Source organism: Micromonospora sp. NPDC002389 (assembly GCF_040296095.1).
Taxonomy (GTDB): domain Bacteria; phylum Actinomycetota; class Actinomycetes; order Mycobacteriales; family Micromonosporaceae; genus Micromonospora.
On sequence record NZ_JBEOWP010000001.1, the window covers coordinates 160,802 to 179,474 of the forward strand.

General features: G+C 71.2%; 16 protein-coding genes. 11 read left to right on the top strand and 5 right to left on the bottom strand.

Annotated elements, in window-relative coordinates:
- Nucleotides 1-14: 14 nt before the first annotated feature.
- Entirely contained in the window at nt 15-680 is a 666-nt protein-coding gene (locus ABT008_RS00735) for a DedA family protein (protein ID WP_350692495.1), read from the top strand.
- Nucleotides 681-996: 316 nt separating this feature from the next.
- Here ABT008_RS00735 and ABT008_RS00740 read toward each other — a convergent pair whose 3' ends face one another.
- Nucleotides 997-2,400, bottom strand: a complete 1,404-nt coding sequence (locus tag ABT008_RS00740) for a chitinase (protein WP_350692497.1) — start codon at nt 2,398-2,400, stop codon at nt 997-999.
- Between the two features lie 198 nt (nt 2,401-2,598).
- Nucleotides 2,599-4,017: a carbohydrate-binding protein gene (locus ABT008_RS00745; protein ID WP_350692499.1), complete on the bottom strand. Its 1,419-nt coding sequence runs from the start codon at nt 4,015-4,017 to the stop codon at nt 2,599-2,601.
- Nucleotides 4,018-4,295: 278 nt separating this feature from the next.
- Here ABT008_RS00745 and ABT008_RS00750 point away from each other — a divergent pair, with 278 nt between their 5' ends.
- From ABT008_RS00750 to ABT008_RS00775, 6 genes are all read left to right on the top strand, one after another.
- Nucleotides 4,296-5,444, top strand: a complete 1,149-nt coding sequence (locus tag ABT008_RS00750; RefSeq protein WP_350692500.1) for a carboxylate-amine ligase — start codon at nt 4,296-4,298, stop codon at nt 5,442-5,444.
- Nucleotides 5,445-5,458: 14 nt separating this feature from the next.
- Nucleotides 5,459-6,832, top strand: a complete 1,374-nt coding sequence (locus tag ABT008_RS00755; RefSeq protein WP_350692502.1) for an FAD-dependent oxidoreductase — start codon at nt 5,459-5,461, stop codon at nt 6,830-6,832.
- Between the two features lie 87 nt (nt 6,833-6,919).
- Complete coding sequence (locus ABT008_RS00760; RefSeq protein WP_350692504.1) at nt 6,920-8,341, top strand: WGR domain-containing protein; 1,422 nt, start codon at nt 6,920-6,922, stop codon at nt 8,339-8,341.
- On the top strand, nt 8,338-9,216 hold the full coding sequence (locus ABT008_RS00765; protein WP_350692505.1) for an aminoglycoside phosphotransferase family protein: 879 nt from the start codon (nt 8,338-8,340) through the stop codon (nt 9,214-9,216). The genes ABT008_RS00760 and ABT008_RS00765 overlap by 4 nt, the downstream gene beginning before the upstream one ends.
- 149 nt (nt 9,217-9,365) lie before the next feature.
- A complete protein-coding gene (locus ABT008_RS00770) occupies nt 9,366-10,994 on the top strand; it encodes an ArnT family glycosyltransferase (RefSeq protein ID WP_350692506.1) in 1,629 nt (542 codons plus the stop codon).
- 154 nt (nt 10,995-11,148) lie between these two features.
- Nucleotides 11,149-12,759 carry a ricin-type beta-trefoil lectin domain protein gene (locus tag ABT008_RS00775; protein ID WP_350692507.1) on the top strand — a complete coding sequence of 537 codons (1,611 nt, stop codon included), beginning with the start codon at nt 11,149-11,151 and terminating at the stop codon, nt 12,757-12,759.
- Between the two features lie 72 nt (nt 12,760-12,831).
- On the opposite strand, the gene ABT008_RS00780 is transcribed toward ABT008_RS00775, so the two are convergent.
- Genes ABT008_RS00780 through ABT008_RS00790 form a run of 3 tightly spaced genes read right to left on the bottom strand, consistent with a single transcriptional unit; the run spans nt 12,832 to nt 14,765 of the window.
- On the bottom strand, nt 12,832-13,656 hold the full coding sequence (locus ABT008_RS00780) for an Fpg/Nei family DNA glycosylase (RefSeq protein ID WP_350692509.1): 825 nt from the start codon (nt 13,654-13,656) through the stop codon (nt 12,832-12,834).
- Nucleotides 13,657-13,687: 31 nt separating this feature from the next.
- On the bottom strand, nt 13,688-13,885 hold the full coding sequence (locus tag ABT008_RS00785; RefSeq protein WP_131056549.1) for a DUF397 domain-containing protein: 198 nt from the start codon (nt 13,883-13,885) through the stop codon (nt 13,688-13,690).
- Nucleotides 13,878-14,765: a helix-turn-helix domain-containing protein gene (locus tag ABT008_RS00790; RefSeq protein WP_350692510.1), complete on the bottom strand. Its 888-nt coding sequence runs from the start codon at nt 14,763-14,765 to the stop codon at nt 13,878-13,880. Before ABT008_RS00790 ends, ABT008_RS00785 begins: the two co-directional genes overlap by 8 nt.
- A 319-nt stretch (nt 14,766-15,084) precedes the next feature.
- Between ABT008_RS00790 and ABT008_RS00795 the strand changes: the two genes are divergently transcribed.
- From ABT008_RS00795 to ABT008_RS00810, 4 genes are all read left to right on the top strand, one after another.
- Nucleotides 15,085-15,300 (top strand): hypothetical protein, encoded by a 216-nt coding sequence (locus tag ABT008_RS00795; protein ID WP_350692512.1) that lies wholly within the window; start codon nt 15,085-15,087, stop codon nt 15,298-15,300.
- 101 nt (nt 15,301-15,401) lie between these two features.
- Nucleotides 15,402-15,632, top strand: a complete 231-nt coding sequence (locus tag ABT008_RS00800) for a hypothetical protein (RefSeq protein ID WP_502890328.1) — start codon at nt 15,402-15,404, stop codon at nt 15,630-15,632.
- A gap of 83 nt (nt 15,633-15,715) precedes the next feature.
- Nucleotides 15,716-16,408, top strand: a complete 693-nt coding sequence (locus tag ABT008_RS00805; RefSeq protein WP_350692515.1) for an SDR family NAD(P)-dependent oxidoreductase — start codon at nt 15,716-15,718, stop codon at nt 16,406-16,408.
- A gap of 304 nt (nt 16,409-16,712) precedes the next feature.
- Nucleotides 16,713-17,825: a DUF4383 domain-containing protein gene (locus ABT008_RS00810; RefSeq protein WP_350692517.1), complete on the top strand. Its 1,113-nt coding sequence runs from the start codon at nt 16,713-16,715 to the stop codon at nt 17,823-17,825.
- Nucleotides 17,826-18,673 lie beyond the last annotated feature (848 nt).

The window sequence follows — 18,673 nt, forward strand, 5'->3', positions numbered from 1 at the left end:
CGCGGAGGCACCGCATGGCACTCGCCCAGGATGTCGACCCGAGCCAACTCGGTGGACTCACCGGCTGGGTGGCCGGCGTGATCGAGGCGGGCGGAGCGGTGGGCGTGGCCCTGCTGGTCGCCCTGGAGAGCATCATCCCGCCGATCCCCAGCGAGATCGTCTTGGCGATGGCCGGGTACCTGGCGGGCGAGGGCCGCTTCAACGTGGTCGTCGTGACCGTCGCGGCCACCGCCGGCTCACTGCTCGGCGCGCTGGTGCTCTACTGGCTCGGCGCCGCGCTCGGCGAAGACCGGATCAAACGCTGGCTCGACCGCCTGCCGCTGGTGGACCTGGAGGACCTGGAGAAGGCCGATCGCTGGTTCGAGCGGTACGGCCGGTGGGCGGTCTTCTTCGGTCGGATGGCACCGGTGGTCCGCAGCCTCGTGTCGATACCGGCCGGTGCCAACCGGATGCCGCTGGCCGAGTTCGTCACGCTGACCACGCTGGGCAGCGGCATCTGGAACGGGCTGTTCATCGGGCTCGGCTATGCGCTCGGCTCGCAGTGGCACGAGATCGACCGCTACAGCTCCTGGTTCGACTACGGCATCATCGCCGTCTTCATCCTCATGATCGTCTCCTGGGCGATCAAGAAGAAGCGCCGCCGCACCCGGACCCGCCCCCGCACCCCCGCCTCCCGCTGACCCCCGCGCCGGGGCGCCCCGCCCTCGCCCCCCGGCCTTCGGTCGTCGCCCGCCCCCGCCCCCGCCCCCGGCCCAGCCCCAGCCCCGCCCCCGGCCCGGCCCCAGCCCCGGCGATCATGGACTTGTGGCGCTCGCTTTGACCCTTTATACAGCCTTTTGCGGGGGCCATGACTCCATGATCGCCGGGGCCCGGGCGGGAACCCAGGGCAGGCGACCAGGGATGGCGTGGCTCGGCGCTTGGCCCAGGGCAGGGACGAGGGCAGGTTGAGGCGGGGCGGACGGGGGCGGGCGAGGGCCGGGGGCGGTCAGGTGGGGGTCAGGGGAGGGTGCGGAGGTGGGGGGCGACGGTGCGGGCGAAGGAGTTGTTGTGGGTGACGTCCCAGTTGATCGACCAGGTCATCGCGCCCCGCAGGCCCGGATAGGTACGCGGCGGGCGGAAGCTGCCGCAGTTGGTGCCCCGGGTGAGGCAGTCCATCGCGGCGTTGACCACGCTGGGCGCGACGATGCCGCCACCGGCCGCCCCGGGACCGGCCGGCAGGCCGAGACCGACCTGGTCGGGCCGTAGTCCCGCCTCCAACTGGATGCAGGCCAGCGCGACGATGAAGTTGACCGTGCCCTGGGCGTACGCGGCGTTGTTGTCGCAGCCGAGCATCGCCCCGGAGTTGTAGAACTGGGTGTTCACCACGGTCAGGATGTCCTTGATGTCCAGCGCCAGCTTGAAGTAGCTGGTGGTGGGGTTCTGCATGTCGATGGTCTGCGGTGCCATCGCGATGATCAGTCGACTGCCCACCTTCGCCCGCAGGGAGCGCAGCGCCTGCCCCATGTAGGTCGGGTTCAGGCCGTTCTCCAGGTCGACGTCGACGCCGTCGAAGCCGTAGCGCTGGATCAGCGCGTACACACTGTCGGCGAAGGCCACCGCGGACGCCGCGTCGTTCACCGCGACCCGGCCGGTCTCGCCGCCGACCGAGATGATCACCTTCTTGCCCCGGCTCTGGAGGGTGCGCACGTCGGCGGAGAAGTCGGCGTCGGTGTAGCCGCCGAGCGAGGCGGACAGGCCCGGGTCGATGGCGAAGGAGACCGCGCCGGGGGTGGTGGTGGCGTCGGCGAAGGCGACCGCGACCAGGTCGTACTCGGTGGGCACGTCCCGCAGCCGCAGCTCCACGGCCGGGTTGTCGAAGTTGTGCCAGTACCCGGTGAGGATGTGCTTCGGCAGGCCGGTGACCGGCGGCGGGCTGGTCGGCGGCGGGGTCGTCGGAGGTGGCGTGGTCGGCGGCGGCGTCGTCGGGGGCGGGGTGGTCGGCGGCGGGGTGGTCGGGGTGGTGCCGCCGGCGCAGGCCGCGCCGTTGAGCCGGCAGTTCGTGGGTACGCCGGAACCGTTGCCGAGGAAGCCGAAGGAGACCGACGCGCCGGGGGCGATGGCGCCGTTCCAGGAGCGGTTGGTGAACGTGTGGCGCTGGCCGCTGGAGGTCAGCAGCGCGTCCCAGTAGCTGCCGAGCGTGGTGCCGTTGGGCAGGTCGAAGGCGAGGCTCCAGCCGTTGACCGTGCTGCTGCTGCCGTTGGTGATGGTGTACTTCGCCTCCCAACCGGAGCCCCAGTCGGACGTCTTGGCGAAGCTGGCGGTGACTCCGGCGGCGTACGCGGCGGGCGCCAGCCAGACCGCACCGAGCGCGGCGGCCAGTGCGCCGACCACTGTGAGCACCAGGGTTCTGGACCGTTTCATGTGAGCCTCCAGACCGGACGGAAATCCATGGGCATCGACCTGGCGCCCATTATTAAGACTGTTAACTATTTCTGTCCAGACCCCACGGGCACGGATGCGCACCTCACCGGCACGGATGCAAGGAGGGGTCCCCTGCTATGCACGAGGCGTTAGCAGGGGACCCCTCCTTACATCGACACCCTTACGCGAGCACCGCGCTCAGCGGCGGAACTGGAACCAGTTGACGTTGACGAAGTCGTTCGGCTGGCCGCTGCTGAACGTCAGGTAGACGGTCTGCCGACCGGTCACCGGGGAGACGTTGCCGGGCACCGAGCGCCAGCTCTGCCACCCGCCGGTGTTGGCGAGGGCGAAGCTACCGATCGGCGTACTCGTCGGGCTGCCGATCCGTACCTCGACCAGGCCGCTCACCCCGGCCGCCGCACCGGAGGCGACCCGGGCCACGAAGTCGCGCGGCGCGGTGGAGCCGAAGTCGACGTTGTCGAAGCGGACCCAGTCACCGTTGCGCAGCGCGGCGATGTTCTGTCCGCCCTCGGAGCACGCCTCGACGATCACGCCGTTCTGCGCGTTGAACGACTCGGCCTGGATGGTGCCGTACGCGTCCCGCACCCCGGTCGGCGGCGGAGTGGTCGGCGGCGGGGTGGTGGGTGGGGTGCTGCCACCACGGCTGTAGACGGCCACGTAGTCGACGAGCATTCCACGCCCCGGCACGGTGGCCGAGGTCGGCGTGGTGCTGCCGGCCACCCCGTTCGGGAAGGCCCCGCCCATGGCCACGTTGAGCAGCAGGAAGTAGCCCGCGTGGCTGGTCATCTGCGACCAGTACGGCTCGCCGACCCGGGACTGGCTGACGCTGTGGTAGAGCTGCCCGTCGACATACCAGCGCAGTTGCTGGGGGCTGGTCGAGGCGTCCCACTCGAAGCGGTAGGTGTGGAAGGCCGACTGGCAGGTGCTGCCGGGGCAGGCGCGGGAGCCGCCGATGCCGTTGAACTCGTCGCACGGGCCGCCGGGCGCCACGCCGCAGTGCAGCACGCCCCAGACCGTGTTGAGCCCGTTGACGTTCTCCATCACGTCGAACTCGCCGATGCCGGGCCAGTTCTGGTAGTTGCCCCGGTACGGCGAGCCGAGCGCCCAGAACGCGGGCCAGTAGCCGGAGGCGGCGGCGCCGGTGACGTTGGGCATCTGGATCCGGCCCTCGATGGCCAGGATGCCGCCGCTCGGGGCCTTGAAGTTGCTGCGGACCGTCTCGATGCGGGCCGAGGTCCAGCGGCCGGAGCTGTCGCGCAGCGGCGTGATCCGCAGGTTGCCGGCGCCGTCGTGGCTGACGTTCGAGGTGCTGTTGGTGTACGTCTGGATCTCGCCGGTGCCCCAGTTGGGCGGCCCGCCCGGGTAGCTGGTGCCGGTGTCGATGATCCAGTTGCTGGACGACGGGAGGGTGCCGGCGGCGCCGGTGAAGTCGTCGCTCCACACCAGGCTCCACCCGGACGGGGGCGTCGGCACGGCGGCGTCGGCGGTCGCGGCGAGCCCCGCGACGCCGGTGACGGTGGCGGTGATCAGGGCCAACGCGAGCCGCAGCCGGCGTCGCGCGGGCAGGGCGGCGGGCGCCGCCGGGGCAGGTGTCATGGACGTGCCTCTCTGCGGGACGGAGGTGTGAGAGCGCTCTCTCAGGAGTTGTACGTCCCACCCGGACAGTTGTCAATGTCGATCGACCGCGCGTCAGGCCGCACGCATGTCGCGGCGGGCCGCCCGGATGTTAGGAAGGGTCCCCTGCTCTACACGAGGCGTTAGCAGGGGACCCTTCCTTACACCGAGCAGGGCGGGTTTCCGTGGGCCACCACGGGGGGTAATTGCCGGCCGACGGCGCGGACGTACCGCCCCGACAGGAGCGGACGGTGGTGGTGATGGTCAGGCAGGTGGCGACGGCGCCGACCCGGCAGGTCGAGGAGACCGACCTGCTCACGGTGGGAGTCGAGGAGGAGTTCCTGCTGGTCGACCCGGACGGCGGCGCAGCGGTACCCGCCGTCGAGGCGGTGCTGGAACAGGTCCCGGCGGAACTCCACGGTCAGGTGGAACGCGAGTTCCAGACCAGCCAGATCGAGATCGGCAGCCCGCCCGGGCTGGAGCTCTCCTCGATCCGGCACTCCCTGGCCCTGCTGCGCGCCTCGCTCGCCGACGCCGCCGACCGGGCCGGTGCGCAACTGCTCGCCATCGGCACCGGGCCGATCGACGGGCCGGTGCCGCCGGTGGTGGACAAGCCCCGCTTCGACCGGATGATCGAGCGCTACCGGCTGCTGGTGCCGGGGCCGGGCAACAACGGCATGCACGTGCACGTCGGGGTGCCGGACCCGGACACCGGGGTGCAGGTGCTCAACCACGTCCGGCCGTGGCTGCCGATCCTGCACGCGGTCACCACCAACTCGCCGTTCTCCCGGGGCGAGGACACCGGGTACGCGAGCTGGCGCTCGATCGAGTGGGAACGCTGGCCGTCGGTGGCGCCGACGCCGTTCCTGACCTCCCACCACCACTACCGACGACTGATCGACCAGCTGATCGGCAGCGGGGTGATGCTCGACGAGGGGATGCTCTACTGGTACGCCCGGCTGTCGGCCAAGTACCCGACGGTCGAGCTGCGCATCGGCGACGTCTGCCCGACGGTGGACGACGCGGTCCTGGTCGCCGGCCTGGTCCGCGCGCTGGTGGCAACCGCGCTGGACGACATCGCCGCCGGACGGCCGCCGCTGCCCGCCGACCACCACCTGCTGGTCGGCGCGCACTGGCGGGCCGCGCACGACGGCCTGGAGGGCGAGGCGGTGGACCTGGCCACCGGTGAGCTGCGCCCGGCGTGGGACCTGCTCAACCAGCTCGTCGGGCGGCTCGGCCCGGCGCTGGACCGGCACGGCGACCTCGCCGAGGTGACCGAGCTGCTGGACCGGCTGCGGGAACACGGCACCGGCGCGGCGCGGCAGCGTGCGGTGTTCGCGCGTACCGGTCGGTTGGAGGATGTGGTGGCGGACGTGGCGCGACAGACCCGGGGCGAGATCCCCGGGTGAGGAGGAGGATGGCCGTGGCGGAACGGTTGATCGTCGTCGGCGGGGACGCCGCCGGCATGGCGGCTGCCGCCCAGGCGCGGCGCCGCCGCGGCCCGGACGACCTGGAGATCATCGCGTTCGAGCGGGGGCACTACACCTCGTACTCGGCGTGCGGCATCCCGTACTGGATCAGTGGTCTGGTCGGCGACGCGCAGCAGCTCGTGGCCCGGGATCCGGCGACCCACCGGGAGAAGTACGACATCGACGTCCGGCTCCGGCACGAGGTCACCGAGATCGACCTGGACCGCCGCGAGGTGGTCGCCCGCGATCTGGAGGGCGGCGGCGAGATCCGGGAGGGCTTCGACACCCTGATGTACGCCACCGGCGCGGTGCCGACCAAGCCGGACTGGGCGCGTACCGATGCGCTCGGGGTCTTCGGGGTGCAGACGCTCGACGACGGCGCGGCCCTGCGCAAGTGGCTGGAGTCCGACCCGAAGCCGCAGCGCGCGGTGGTGGTCGGCGGCGGCTACATCGGTGTGGAGATGGCCGAGGCGCTGGTCCGGCGCGGGCTGTCGGTGACCCTGGTCGAGCGGGACGAGCAGCCGATGTCGACCGTGGACCCGGACATGGCCACGCTGGTCACCGAGGCGATGCGGGGTCTGGGCGTGGACATCCGCACCGGCGTACGCGTCGACGCGCTCACCGTCCGCGACGGCCGGGTCAGCGAGGTGGTCACCGACGACGGCGCGATCCCGACCGACGTGGTGGTGCTCGGCCTCGGCGTACGCCCCAACACCGCGCTCGCCGAGGCGGCCGGTATGCCGCTCGGGCCGACCGGCGGGATCCGGGTGGACCGGCGGATGCGGGTGGCCGAGGTGCCCGGGGTGTGGGCCGCCGGGGACTGTGTGGAGACCCTGCACCGGGTCAGCGGCATGCCGGTGCACGTGCCGCTCGGCACGCACGCCAACAAGCAGGGCCGGGTGGCCGGGATCAACATCGGCGGCGGGTACGCCACCTTCGCCGGGGTGATCGGCACGGCCGTGGCCAAGGTCTGCGACCTGGAGGTGGGGCGGACCGGGCTGCGGGAGCGCGACGCGTTGGCGGCCGGCTTCGAGTTCGTCACGGTGATCGCCGAGTCGACCAACCGGGCCGGCTACTACCCGGGTGCTCGGCCGATGACGGTCAAGCTGATCGCCGAACGTCCGAGCGGGCGGCTGCTCGGTGCCCAGATCGTCGGCTGGACCGAGGCGGCGAAGCGGATCGACACGTTGGCCGTGGCGCTGTGGAATCGGATGACGGTGGACGACATGACCGCGCTCGACCTCGGCTACGCCCCGCCGTACGCCCCGGTCTGGGACCCGGTGCTGGTCGCCGCCCGCAAGGCGGTCGACGCGCTCGACCCGCGCTGAGGTCTGCTCGGGTCGCTGTCGGTGGTGCGGGTTAGCGTGTGCGCGCCGCCCCAGACAGGGACGGTGCCGACCCCTCGGAGGACCCGCATGTCGCAGGAGACGACCTACCTCGAACTGTCCGAAACGGACGGTGCAGCACACAAGTTCTACGAGGTGGTGGTCGACGACACCACGCTGACCGTGCGCTACGGCCGGATCGGCGACCAGGGGCAGGTCAAGACCTCCGGCTATCCGGACAACGCGCGGGCGCGGGCCGCTGCCGCGAAGAAGATCGGCGAGAAGGTCCGCAAGGGGTACGCCCCGGCGGTGCCGGGCGTCCGTCAGAAGCGCGCGGTGTCCCGGCGGCAGATCGTCAGCACCCGCTCGACCGCCCGCACTGCACCGGTGCTGTGGCGCTACGACTCCGGCGCTCCCGCGTTCGGCATCTTCATCGACGGTCGCACCTGCACGGTCGGCAACGAGCGAGGCGTCATCACCACGCTCGACCACGACGCCCGGGTGCTGGACCAGGTCCGCCTGCCCGACGGGGTGAAGTGCATCGTCGCCGACGACGCCTGGATCTACGCCGGCTGCGACGACGGCAACGTCTACGACCTCTCCGGCAAGATCCCCCGGGTGGCGTACACGATCGCGCCCGACATCGACATCTACTGGCTGGACATCCACGACGGCGTGCTGGGTGTCTCCGACGCCGACGGCGGGATCGCCGCCGTCGACCACGAGGACGAGTTCCTCTGGCGTCGGGGCGGGCGTGGCTCGTCGGCCTGGATGGTGCGCTGCGACAGCGACGCGGTCTACCACGGCGACTCGACCGGGGTCAGCGGCTACGACTGGCGTACCGGGCAGGAGCTGTGGCACACCCGCACCGGTTCGGTGCTGTTCGGCTGGCAGGAGCGCGACGCGGTGTTCGCCGGCACCGCGACCCGCGAGGTGGTCCGCATCGGCAAGGACGGCCGGTACGCCCGCACCTACCGCGCCGACGCGCCGGTCTTCTCCTGTGCCACCGCCTCCGATGGCCGGTACGTCTTCGCCGGTGACAGCCAGTCCTCGATCTACTGCTTCGCCGAGGACGGCACCCGGTTGTGGAAGCTCGGCACCGGCTGCGGCTCGGCGTACTCCATGCAGTACCACGACCAGCGGCTCTACGTGGTGACCACCAGCGGCCACCTGGCCTGCATCGACGCGAGCGAGCCGGCGATCCGGGCGGCCGAGGCGGGCAGCGTGCCGGACGTGGTCGACGTGAAGGCACCGGCCCGGATGCCCGAGCCGGCCGCGGTCACGCAGGTCGAGGTGGTCGCCGACTCCGGCGACGGGGTGATCGTCGAGTGCGTCGAGCAGGGCGGTCGGCTGCGGGTGCACGTGCTCTCCGCCGGCTACCACCGGAACTGGTCGGTGCAGTTCCCCAAGGGCATCCGCCAGCCCGGCGCCCGCTACCTGGTCACCGAGGTCCGCGAGTCCGGCCGGGGCGGCTTCTACCGCGCCTACGGCGATATCCGCCGCCTGCGGTGACGCACCCGGTGCGGATCCCCGACGAGTTGACCTGGTTGCGCGCCATGCCGGGTGGCGCGCAGTGGTTGGCCGGGCTGCCCGACCTGCTGGCCGCCTGCGCCCGGCACTGGTCGCTGCGGGTCGGGCCGCCCTTCGGGTCCGGCACCACCTCGCTGGTGGTGCCGGCCGATCGGGCCGACGGCACCCGTGCCGTGCTCAAGTTGCAGTTCCCCGACTCGGAGAGCGAACACGAGGCGGCGGCGCTGCACCACTGGAACGGCGACGGCGCCGCCCGGCTGCTCGCCCACGACCTCGACCGGCGGGCGTTGCTGATCGAGCGCTGCGACCCCGGTACGCCGTTGCGCGTACTCCCGCTTGACGATGCGCTGGACGCGGTGGTGGCGCTGCTCCCCCGCCTCTGGCAGCCGGCCGACGGGCCGTTCCTGTCGCTGGCCGAGGCGGTGGCGGGCTGGACGGTCGCGCTACCGGCCGCCTGGGAACGGGCCGGGCGACCGTACGAGCGGCGGTTGGTGGACCTCGCCCTCGACCTGCTCTCCGGGCTGGCCGGTAGTCAGGGCGAACAGGTGCTGGTCAACCAGGACCTGCACGCCGCCAACGTGCTCCGGGCCACCCGCGAGCCGTGGCTGGCGATCGACCCGAAACCGCTCGTCGGTGAGCGGGAGTTCTCGGCGGTGCCGATGGTGCGCGGCACCGAGCTGGGCCACTCCCCCGCAGCGGTACGCCGCCGGCTCGACCGGCTCAGCGCCGAGCTGGGACTGGACCGGGACCGGGTACGCGACTGGACGATCGGCCACACGATGGCCTGGAGCATCGCCGGTGACACGGTCTTCGCCGACCACGTCGAGATCGTTAGCTGGCTCCTCGACCAGCCATGACCAACAGTTTGCAGACATTCGCTACACGTTTGCGCAAGTCAATCAACTGTCGAGTTGTCGAATCGCTACAGTCAGATCAGTCCGAGACAAGCTCCATTTGACACCAAGCACACTCGACGTCTCTGGCCATCACGGGGAACGGGGTCTCTGTGTCCGGCACTGCGCAGATCAACGATGCCGCTGTCGAGCCGAGGAACAGATCCTGGTGGGATCTGCCCACCAGGATCGCCTGCCTTGTCGGAGCCGCCGGGCTGATCTATCGGGCGGCGCTGATCGCGCTCGGCGTGCCTCCCACCAACAGCGACGAGGCCACGATGGGGCTGGCGGCGCTGCACATCTCGCGTGGTGAGGACTTTCCCGTCTTCTTCTACGGTCAGTCCTACATGGGCACGATCGAGGCGTACCTGGCCGCCCCGATGTTCTGGTTGTTCGGCCCGTCGACGGTGGCGCTGCGGCTACCGATGCTGCTCTGCTACCTGGTGTTCGTCGTCGGCATGTTCGCCCTGTCCCGGCTGATCGTCGGCCCTTGGCCCGCAGTGGTGACGATCGCCGTCCTGGCGCTGGGATCCGATCGGGTGATCAAGAACCAGCTCATCGCCGCAGGCGGCTATCCGGAGATCAGTCCGGGGGCGGTGTGGCTGATTCTGCTGGCAGCCCTCCTCGGCGTGGGTGTGCTGCGTCCCCGTCGATGGATACTCACCCTCTGGGGGGCGGTAGCCGGGCTGCTCTTCTGGACTCACTGGCTGATCCTGCCGTATCTCGCGGCCGCTGCCGCCGTCCTCTTCCTCGCACTGCGTCGATCTCGCGGACAGGGACGCGGACGGCCCGCCTGGGTGCTGCTTGGCTTCATCGTCGGAGCGGCCCCGTTGTTGTGGCACGACCTCACGTCGCCGCTGGCCGAGAGCTCTCTGGCCGTCTTCCTCGGGCAGAGCGATCCGGGTGACGCGGCCTCCGTCGCGGCGAGAATGAGCGGGGGCGTCCTGTTTGGCATCCCGATGGGTGTCGGGGTCTGCTCACCCGGTCGGTGCGAACCCTGGCAGGTCGCCTGGGCCATCCCCTACCTCGCCCTGCTCGCTGCCGCCGGTGTCCTCGCCGTCCGTGGGATCCGGCGCTCCGACAGCGACCAGTTCCGCAACGTGGTACGCCTCGCCCTGGTCCTCGCCGCCGTCGTCAGCATCGTCGCGTACGCGCGTAGTTCCGCCGCCGCAGCGACCCCGGTGGAGAGCGCTCGCTACCTGTCACCGCTGCTCATCTCGACTCCCGTCGTGCTCTGGCCCCTCTGGCGACTCACGGCGCGGCTCGTGGCCGCCGACGATTCCCGGTGGCGACGTCGCCGTCGATGGGCGGCAGTGGTGCCGTCCGCCGCTCTGCTGAGCACGATGGCGGTGGCGACATTCGGGCTGATGCTGCACGTGCCGACGGTCCGGGCCGTCGAGGCCCGCCGCGATCTGCTCGCGGCCCACCTCGTGCAGACGGGCGTCTCGGAGGTGTACGCCGACTACTGGACGTGCAACCGGCTCACCTTCGCGACTCGGGAGAGGGTTCGTTGCGCCGTACTCAACGATGATCTCACTCCCGGGCTCGACCGGTACCTGCCGAATCGCCAGGCCGTGGCCTCAGCGGACCGTCCCGCGTATGTCGCACCGACGCACCACGCCCTGGACGACCGGCTACGCGCATGGCTCGCCGGGGCAGGGCTGAGCCATCAGGTCACGACGGTCGGGGACCACCACGTCTACCTGCCGGATCAGCCACACACGCGGCCGACGTCCCCCTGAGTCGAGATGGTGCGGTGGCTCCTCGACCGTTCAGGACGGCCGCGCGGACGTAGCTCCGGGGCCGTCCCGGAAAGTTTCTCGGCGAGGTCGTGAACGCGCAGCGGTCCAGATCCGTCGCCACAGGTGTCGCCACGCCGAAAGGGATGGCCTACCTGTGACTCGCGACCTCATCCTCAAGAAACTCAAGCTGGAGCGGATGCCGCGCCGGTTCGTGGCGTTCGTCCTGGCCGCGCTCGCGGTCCTCTCCGCCGTCGCCGCCGTCGGTTTCGGCGTCGCCTCTGCCCGCGATGACGTGCTTGTCGGCGACGCGGTCACCGACAAGCAGATGACCGTGCTCATCGCTGCCGCCGGGTCCTGCCCGACGCTGACTCCGGCAAGACTCGCCGGACAACTGATGGCCGAATCGGGCCTGAACGACCGGGCGGCGCGGACCGTCTCCGGCGGTCAGGGCATCGCCGGCCTCGAAGACGACAAGTGGCAGGCGTGGAAGCCGTGGCCGGACGCCCGACGCAGCGATGTGTCGGCGAACATCCTGGCGCTCGCCCACCAGATGTGCGACCTCACCGGCCATCTCCGGCTGGCGGGTGCCGCCGGTGACCAGTGGCGGCTCGCGGTGGCCGCCTTCCACGTCGGGCTGAACTCCGTCGCCCAGGTGCGCGGGGTGCCCGACGCGGCCACGACCTACGTCGACCGGGTCAGCGCCTACGCCGGGTACTACGGCAAGCTGCGGCAGTTCGGCGGTCCGGGTGAGACGGCCCAGACGGCACCGGCCGCCGAGGCGAAGGGGGTTCCCGCCGAGTACGTGCAGCACATCGTCCGGGCGGGTTCGCTCTGCCAGGAGGTGACCCCACCACTGGTCGCCGCCCACATCATGGCGCAGTCCGGGTTCGACGCGAACCGGCTCGGTGCGACCGGTCAACGCGGCGTCGCGCAGTTCCGGTCCGACATGTGGCAGTCGTACGGGCCGAAGGGTCGTTCGGTGTGGGAGCCGGAGGTCGCCGTCCCCACCATGGGCTACGCCCTGTGCAGCCTGGTCCGCGAGCTGTCCGGCCTGAAGGGGGACCCGCTTCAGTTGGCGCTCGCCGCGTACCGCAACGGCACCACGGCGGTGCGGCAGAACGGTGGCACCATCGACCGGCAGACCGAGACGTTCCTGCGGTCGGTGAAGACCTTCACCGACGTCTACGCGCTCGACAGCCGGCTGACGGCGAACCTGCCGAGCAGCCCCTCCCCCTCACCCACCCCGTCGTCGTCCGGGTCCCCGAGCCCGAGCCCGAGTCCGAGTCCGGACGCCAGCCCCTCCGGCAGCCCAAGCCCGAGCAGCCCCAGTACTGCGGGGGCGAACGCGGGCGCACCACCGCCGCCGGCCGCCGACCCGAAGCCGACGCGCCCGTCCGGCGCGGTGCAGATCCTCCACGTACAGACGAAGCGGTGCGTCAGTGCCGGCGGCGGTGACGGCATGCAGCTCAAGCTGCGTACCTGCACCGAGGACCCGGCGCAGTGGTGGACCTTCCGCAGCGACGGCACCATCCGTGCCCGTGGCTTGTGCATGGACATCGCCTGGGGTGGTTCCGAGGACAACACGGTGGTGCAGGCGACCACCTGTAGCGGCAACCCCGCCCAGCACTGGCAGATGAACTCCAAGGGCCGCATCGTCAGCAAGCTGAACGGCAAGGTCCTCGACACGATCATGGCGGACCCGGAGAAGCCGCTCATCATCTTCACCGACAAGGGCTACGCCGACCAGAACTGGCGCAAGCAGTAACAGCGCCCCGGATCGACGGGCGCGAGCACCGTCGCCGGATGTTAGGAAGGGTCCCCTGCTATACGCGAGGCGTTAGCAGGGGACCCTTCCTTCGCTCTGGCACGTCGAGCACCAGTACAGGTTTCGGGCGCCGAGGGTGCCCCGACTGACGGCGGTGCCGCAGACGTGGCAGGGCTGGGCGGCGCGGCGATAGACGTACACCTCGCCGCCGTGCCGGTCGACGCGGGCCGGTCGGCCCATCGCCTCGGGCAGGTGCGCGGCGCGGACGGTGTCGATGCGGCCGACGGCGACGGCGAGCGTCATCAGCTCGACCAGGTCGGCCCAGATGGCGCCCCAGGCGGGACGGGTCAGCTCCCGGCCGGGCAGCCTCGGCGGTAGCCCGGCGCGGAACAGCACCTCCATCACGAAGATCAGGCCGGTGCCGGCCACCACCGACTGGTCCAGCAGCAGCGAGGCCAGCGGCGTCGAGCTACGCCGGATCCGGTCGTACGCACGCTCCGGGTCGGCGTCGGCCCGCAGCGGGTCGGGGCCGAGGCGGGCCCGCAGCGCCGCCACCTCGGGCGGCGTGAGCAGCTCACACGCGGTGGGCCCGCGCAGGTCGAGCCAGTGCCGGTCGCTGGCCAGCCGCAGCCGGATCTGACCCACCGGCTCCGGCGGCTCACCGTCACCGTCGGTCACCTTGCCATAGAGCCCGAGGTGTACGTGCAGGGTCCGCTCACCGGCGTAGTGGTGCAGCAGGTGCTTGCCGTACGCCTCGGTGGCCTCCAGCACACTGCCGGAGATCAGCGCGGCACCCTCGGCGAACCGGCCCTGAGGGCTGGCGGCGAGCACCTTGTCCCCGGCGAACAGCTCGGCGTGCCGGGCCGCCAGGCGATGGATCGTATGTCCCTCTGGCACGACACCAAGCGTAGTCAGCCCGCCGTCGCGGTCAGTGTGAGCGGTGCCGCACCTGCCGCACGAAGGCCGTCCAGGCGTACGGCGTGACGGTGAGCACCGGGCCGCACGGGTCCTTGCTGTCCCGGACGGCCACCACGCCGGGCAGGTTGTCGGCCACCTCGACGCAGTTTCCTCCGCTCCCGCCGCTGCGGGTGCTCTTGCGCCAGACGGCCCCGGCCAGATCAGTCATGATGCTCCTCGATGATCATGTTGATCATTTTCTCTGATTCTGCCTCATCGGAGGCGAGGGACTCCAGGTCGTTCCAGACGTGTGCGAAGGCGGCCACCTCGGCCGGCCGGTCGAGATAGAGCGCACCGGTGATGTTCTCCAGATAGACGGTGGTCGGCTCGGTCGAGGCCCGGCCGAGCCCCTGCGGGAAGCCCAGCACGACGAAGGTGCCGGTCTCGCTGGCCAGCGGTGGGCCGGCGGCCAGCGGCAGGACCCGGAGCGAGACGTTCGGCAGCGCGGCCACGTCGAGCAGGTGGCGGAGTTGCTCGACCATCGCCCGCCGATCGGGGATGGTGCGGCGCAGCACCGCCTCGCTGAGCACCACCTTGAGGGTGGGCGCGACGGGCAGCCGACGAACCAGGATGCTCTGCCGTTGCAGGCGCACCGCCACCAGCTTCTCCCGCTCCTCCGGGGTCATCGTCGGGTTCTTGCGGCGGAAGAGTTCGCTTGCATACGCACGGGTTTGCAGCAGCCCGGGAATCAACTCCGCGTCGTATTGCTGCAACAGGGTGGCGGACGATTCCAGGCCGACGTAGAGCGAGAACCAGGACGGCACCACATCGCCATAGGAGTGCCACCACCCCTTGGCCCGGGTCTCCTTCGCGAGCCCGGCGACGATCGCCGCCATCTCCTCCGGCACCCGATAGAGATCGCACATCGCGCGGGCGTCCACCAGCCGGACCGGCACCAGACCCTTCTCGATCCGCCAGATCTTCTGTCGTGAACAGTCCAGCGCCCCCGCCGCCTCGTCGAGGGTGACCAGGGCGTTCTCCCGAAGCTCGGTGAAGAGGCGTCCGAGCTGCCGCCGGGGCACGGTGGACCCGCTTGTTTCATCCAGCATGCAACATCACCGCTTTCCCTCCTGCAACACGTGATGTTTCCGGACGCACGCAATCGTGTTTCCGGGCGCCCGCGATTCATTTCCATTCGTCGCGCGCAATTACCGAAAGACATTAGGGCGGTGCGGAACGTTGTGCAAGATGGGCGGCAGAGGAATCGTGGTTGGTGTCCGGCGCTGGATGAAATGCCGTCATGAATTGACGTGAAAATGGCAACGAAGCAGTTCTTGCCGACGATCATCGCCGCGCGGAGAGGACCACGATGCGCGTAGCCTCCACGACCACGACCGGCACGGTCGCGTACTCCCCGGATGGTCAACGGTGACCCGCCACGGGCCGGTGCTGCCCACCTGGATCTGCGCCGGATGCGACCGGCCCTGGCCCTGCGCCCGCCGCCGCATCGAACTGCGCGCCGAGTACGACCAGGCGCCGGTCTCGCTGCGGCTCTACCTGAGTTCCTGCCTGGTGGCCGCCAGCCAGGACATGGCCTGGGCGACCGCCGGCACCCTGCACCACCGCTTCCTGGGCTGGCTGTGACCCGCCACCTCCCCGCCGACCGGGGGCACGATGGCCAGCTTCGGGCCGGTGACCTGTTGCGGGTGACCCGTCGGGCCAGCGTGCAGTTCCACCGGTCGATCATGTTCCGGGTGATCCGTGAGCTGGACTGGACCACCTACGACGGGTGGGTCTGGCTGGACGGATACCAGCTCGACATCCAGGGCAACGCGCTCACCCGCCGATCGATTTTCGTCCAGCGCGCCGGCCTCACCCTGGTCCGCGCCGCAACCCGGCCAACCCCCGCCCGCACCGCACCGGCCCCGACCCGAGGCGTACGCCGACAGCCGCCCGCACCTGCTACTCATTGGTAGGGAGTACTCAGAAAACTCTGGTTCAATTGCGCCTCGGGCCGCCGGTAGGGCGGGCACCATCGGTGCGATGAGGACGGTGGGGCATGGCGGAACGAATGCGCTGCGCAGTGGTGATCGGCAACAGTGACGGGATCGGGCTGGCGTTCACCCGACGACTGCTCGCCGACGGCTGGCGGGTCGCCGGAGTGTCCCGCCGCGACAACGGCATCGGTGTCCCCACGTACGCCCACCACACCGTCGACGTGACCGCGCCGGACTATCCGGAGGTGCTGGCCAAGGCGATCGACGAGCTGGACGGAGTCGACCTCTGCGTGTACGCCGCCGGCATCGGTGAGCCCGTCGACCTGGCCGACCTGGACGCGCAGACCCGCACCCTGGAGGTCAACCTGATCGGGGCGGCCCGCACGGTCGCCACGGTCGTGCCGAGGATGGTGGCCGCCGGAGACGGGCACATCATCGGGCTGTCCAGCATGGCCGACCGGATGGTCTCCGGCGACGCACCCGGGTACGCCGGGTCGAAGGCGGGGCTGTCGTCGTACCTGATGGGACTCTCGGCGGCGCTGCGCGGTCAGGGCGTGAGCGTGACCACCGTGCGGTTCGGGTTCGTCGACACCAAGATGGCGAAGGGACCGGTCCGGCCGCTGATGATGACGGTGGACCGCGCGGTGGACGTCCTCGTCCGGTGCGTCCGCAGCCGGCCCGTCCTGGTCTCCCGTCCCCGGCGGGCGGCCCTGCTCACCACCCTCCTGGCACCCCTCACCCGCCCCCGCCGCTGACCCTCGCTACCGGGCCCTCGCTGCCGGGCCCTCGCTGCCGGGCCCTCGCTACCGGGTTGGATCCTGCACCGCCGCTGCCGGATCCGCCACCGCCGCTGAGCCTTCTTCCCGCTCGTTGCTGAGCCGGATCCGCCACCGCCGCTGCCGAATCGTTGCTCGCCGTTGCGCCGAGCTGTGGAAGATCCAGTCGGCTCGATGCCGCACGGGTGTCGGGAAAGTGCGGGCTGGGTATCTCGGTGGCGTTGACGCGTGGCGGGCGAAGGACGGGGTCGGCGCCGGCCACGCATGACCTGGAGGTGAACCCATGAGATTTCCTTCGCTGTCCCGCCGGGAGGAGCCCGCACCGCCCCCGGCTTCCGGCGACGAGGCCGACCGCAGCGGCACGGTAGCCACCGAGGCCCGTCCCGCCGCTGACGGACGCACCGACGACGGCACCACCTACCGGGGCGCGGCGGCTTCCACCGACACGACCACCAACCCGGACCGCACCGCCGCCGAACGCGACGCCGACGGCGGCCGCATCACCGCCGAGCGGGCCGCCGGCCGATACCGCGCCGCCGCCGAGCGCGCCACCGACCGGCTCCGCGCCGCCACCGGACGCTCCACCGACCGGGACCGCACGGCCGCCACCGCCCGTGCGACCGACCGAGACCGCACGCCTTCCGCGCGGGCCGCCGACCGGGACAACGCCGCCGGTGCGGCCACCACCACCGAAGCCGGTACCGGTCGGACGACCGACGCTCCCGCCGCCGAGCGGGCCGCCGTGGCGCGCGCCGTCACCGCCCGTTCCGGCGTCGACGGCTCCCGCCGCGCCCGCAGCACCGCCCCGGTCACGGCCTCCGCCCCGGTCACCGACACCGACCCGGACGTGCGTACCGATCGGACCCCGGCCACCACCGACCGGGACACCACGACCAACCACGACACTGTGCGCGACCGCGACACTGTGCGCGACCGCGACACTGTGCGCGACCGCGACACTGTGCGCGACCGCGACACTGTGCGCGACCGCGACAGTGTGGGCAGCCGGGACACGACGGCCGACCGGGACACCGTTCCCGCTCCCGACGCACCGCCCGCACCCGCCGGTCCGCGCCCCCGAGCCAGCCTGCTGGCCACCCTGGGCCTGGTCGTCGGCGTCGGCGGCATCCTCTTCGTTCTTACCGGAACCCTCGCCGGGTACGGCATCGCGGTCGGCGCGATCGGCGCGGTCCTCGCCGTGCTGGGCCTGATCGCCACCCGGCGGCGGCACATCGCGGGCAAGGCCGACGCGCTGTTCGGCATCGCCATCGGCCTCGGCGCGGTGGTCCTCGGCATCCTGGCGATGACCGGCCAGTACGACTGGCCGAGCACCGACGGTGACACCGTGGCCCGATTCCGTGAGTGGCTTGACTCACAGTTTGTCGACCGTATCTAGGGGGCACATTTCGGCCCGCCGGTGGTTCACCGGCGCCCGGCCGGCGAGTTACCGGCCGTAGCCCGACCAGTTCTGGTGGTTCACCAGCCGGGCGCACACACCCTCGTCAGGGGCGGCGATTCGCCGCCCCTGACGCGTGTCCGGGGCACCTCGCGCAGTCCTCTCCTGCCAGGGACGATGCGGCGGTGTGAGGAAGGCCGTGGGGCCACGCAGCGGCGTATGGACGACCCTCGTGGGCCGAGAAGCGGCAACTGGGGCCTTGCCTGCGGAGTGGGCGGGGCGTGCGGCGGCCAGGTCGCGTGACCGCGTCCTCCGAACACACCCCGGGCAGGACCTGCCTGGCAATCTTGGACACTTCCCGTTAGCTGCTAACGGAAACTGTCCAAGATCTGCGCTGAGCTGAGCTGAGCTGAGCTGAGCTGAGCTGAGCTGAGCTGAGCTGAGCTGAGCTGACGGGACGGTAGGCGTTGTGAGGTTTGCTGGGTCGCCGGTCGCTCGGACGGATGCCACTCCGGCCGATTCCACCCGACCAACCGCGCCCAAGCCGCCAGCACCCCGACCGCCAGCACCCCGACCGCCGACGCCCCGACCGCCGACGCCTCGACCGCCGACGCCCGAACGCCGACGCCCGAACGCCGACGCGCCCGAACGGCAGAGCCCCGACTTGACAGCGCCGGGGGCCGACAGCGGCGACAACGCCGACGATGCCCGACACCGCAAGCATCCAGGACACCGACAGCACCCCGGACACCGCGAGCACCGATAGTGCCCAGGGAGCCGGGCAGCGTCCGGGGGCGGCTGCCGCAAACCGACGCCACCGCTACGGAAGTCACCGGCCGCGCGGCGAG

Excerpts from the sequence above, each read along its gene's own strand:
- ABT008_RS00735 (WP_350692495.1), top strand. The coding sequence starts at position 15 with ATGGCACTCGCCCAGGATGTCGACCCGAGCCAACTCGGTGGACTCACC.
- ABT008_RS00740 (WP_350692497.1), bottom strand. The coding sequence starts at position 2,400 with ATGAAACGGTCCAGAACCCTGGTGCTCACAGTGGTCGGCGCACTGGCC.
- ABT008_RS00745 (WP_350692499.1), bottom strand. The coding sequence starts at position 4,017 with ATGACACCTGCCCCGGCGGCGCCCGCCGCCCTGCCCGCGCGACGCCGG.
- ABT008_RS00750 (WP_350692500.1), top strand. The coding sequence starts at position 4,296 with ATGGTCAGGCAGGTGGCGACGGCGCCGACCCGGCAGGTCGAGGAGACC.
- ABT008_RS00760 (WP_350692504.1), top strand. The coding sequence starts at position 6,920 with ATGTCGCAGGAGACGACCTACCTCGAACTGTCCGAAACGGACGGTGCA.
- ABT008_RS00785 (WP_131056549.1), bottom strand. The coding sequence starts at position 13,885 with ATGACTGATCTGGCCGGGGCCGTCTGGCGCAAGAGCACCCGCAGCGGC.
- ABT008_RS00790 (WP_350692510.1), bottom strand. The coding sequence starts at position 14,765 with ATGCTGGATGAAACAAGCGGGTCCACCGTGCCCCGGCGGCAGCTCGGA.
- ABT008_RS00800 (WP_502890328.1), top strand. The coding sequence starts at position 15,402 with ATGTTCCGGGTGATCCGTGAGCTGGACTGGACCACCTACGACGGGTGG.
- ABT008_RS00805 (WP_350692515.1), top strand. The coding sequence starts at position 15,716 with ATGGCGGAACGAATGCGCTGCGCAGTGGTGATCGGCAACAGTGACGGG.
- ABT008_RS00810 (WP_350692517.1), top strand. The coding sequence starts at position 16,713 with ATGAGATTTCCTTCGCTGTCCCGCCGGGAGGAGCCCGCACCGCCCCCG.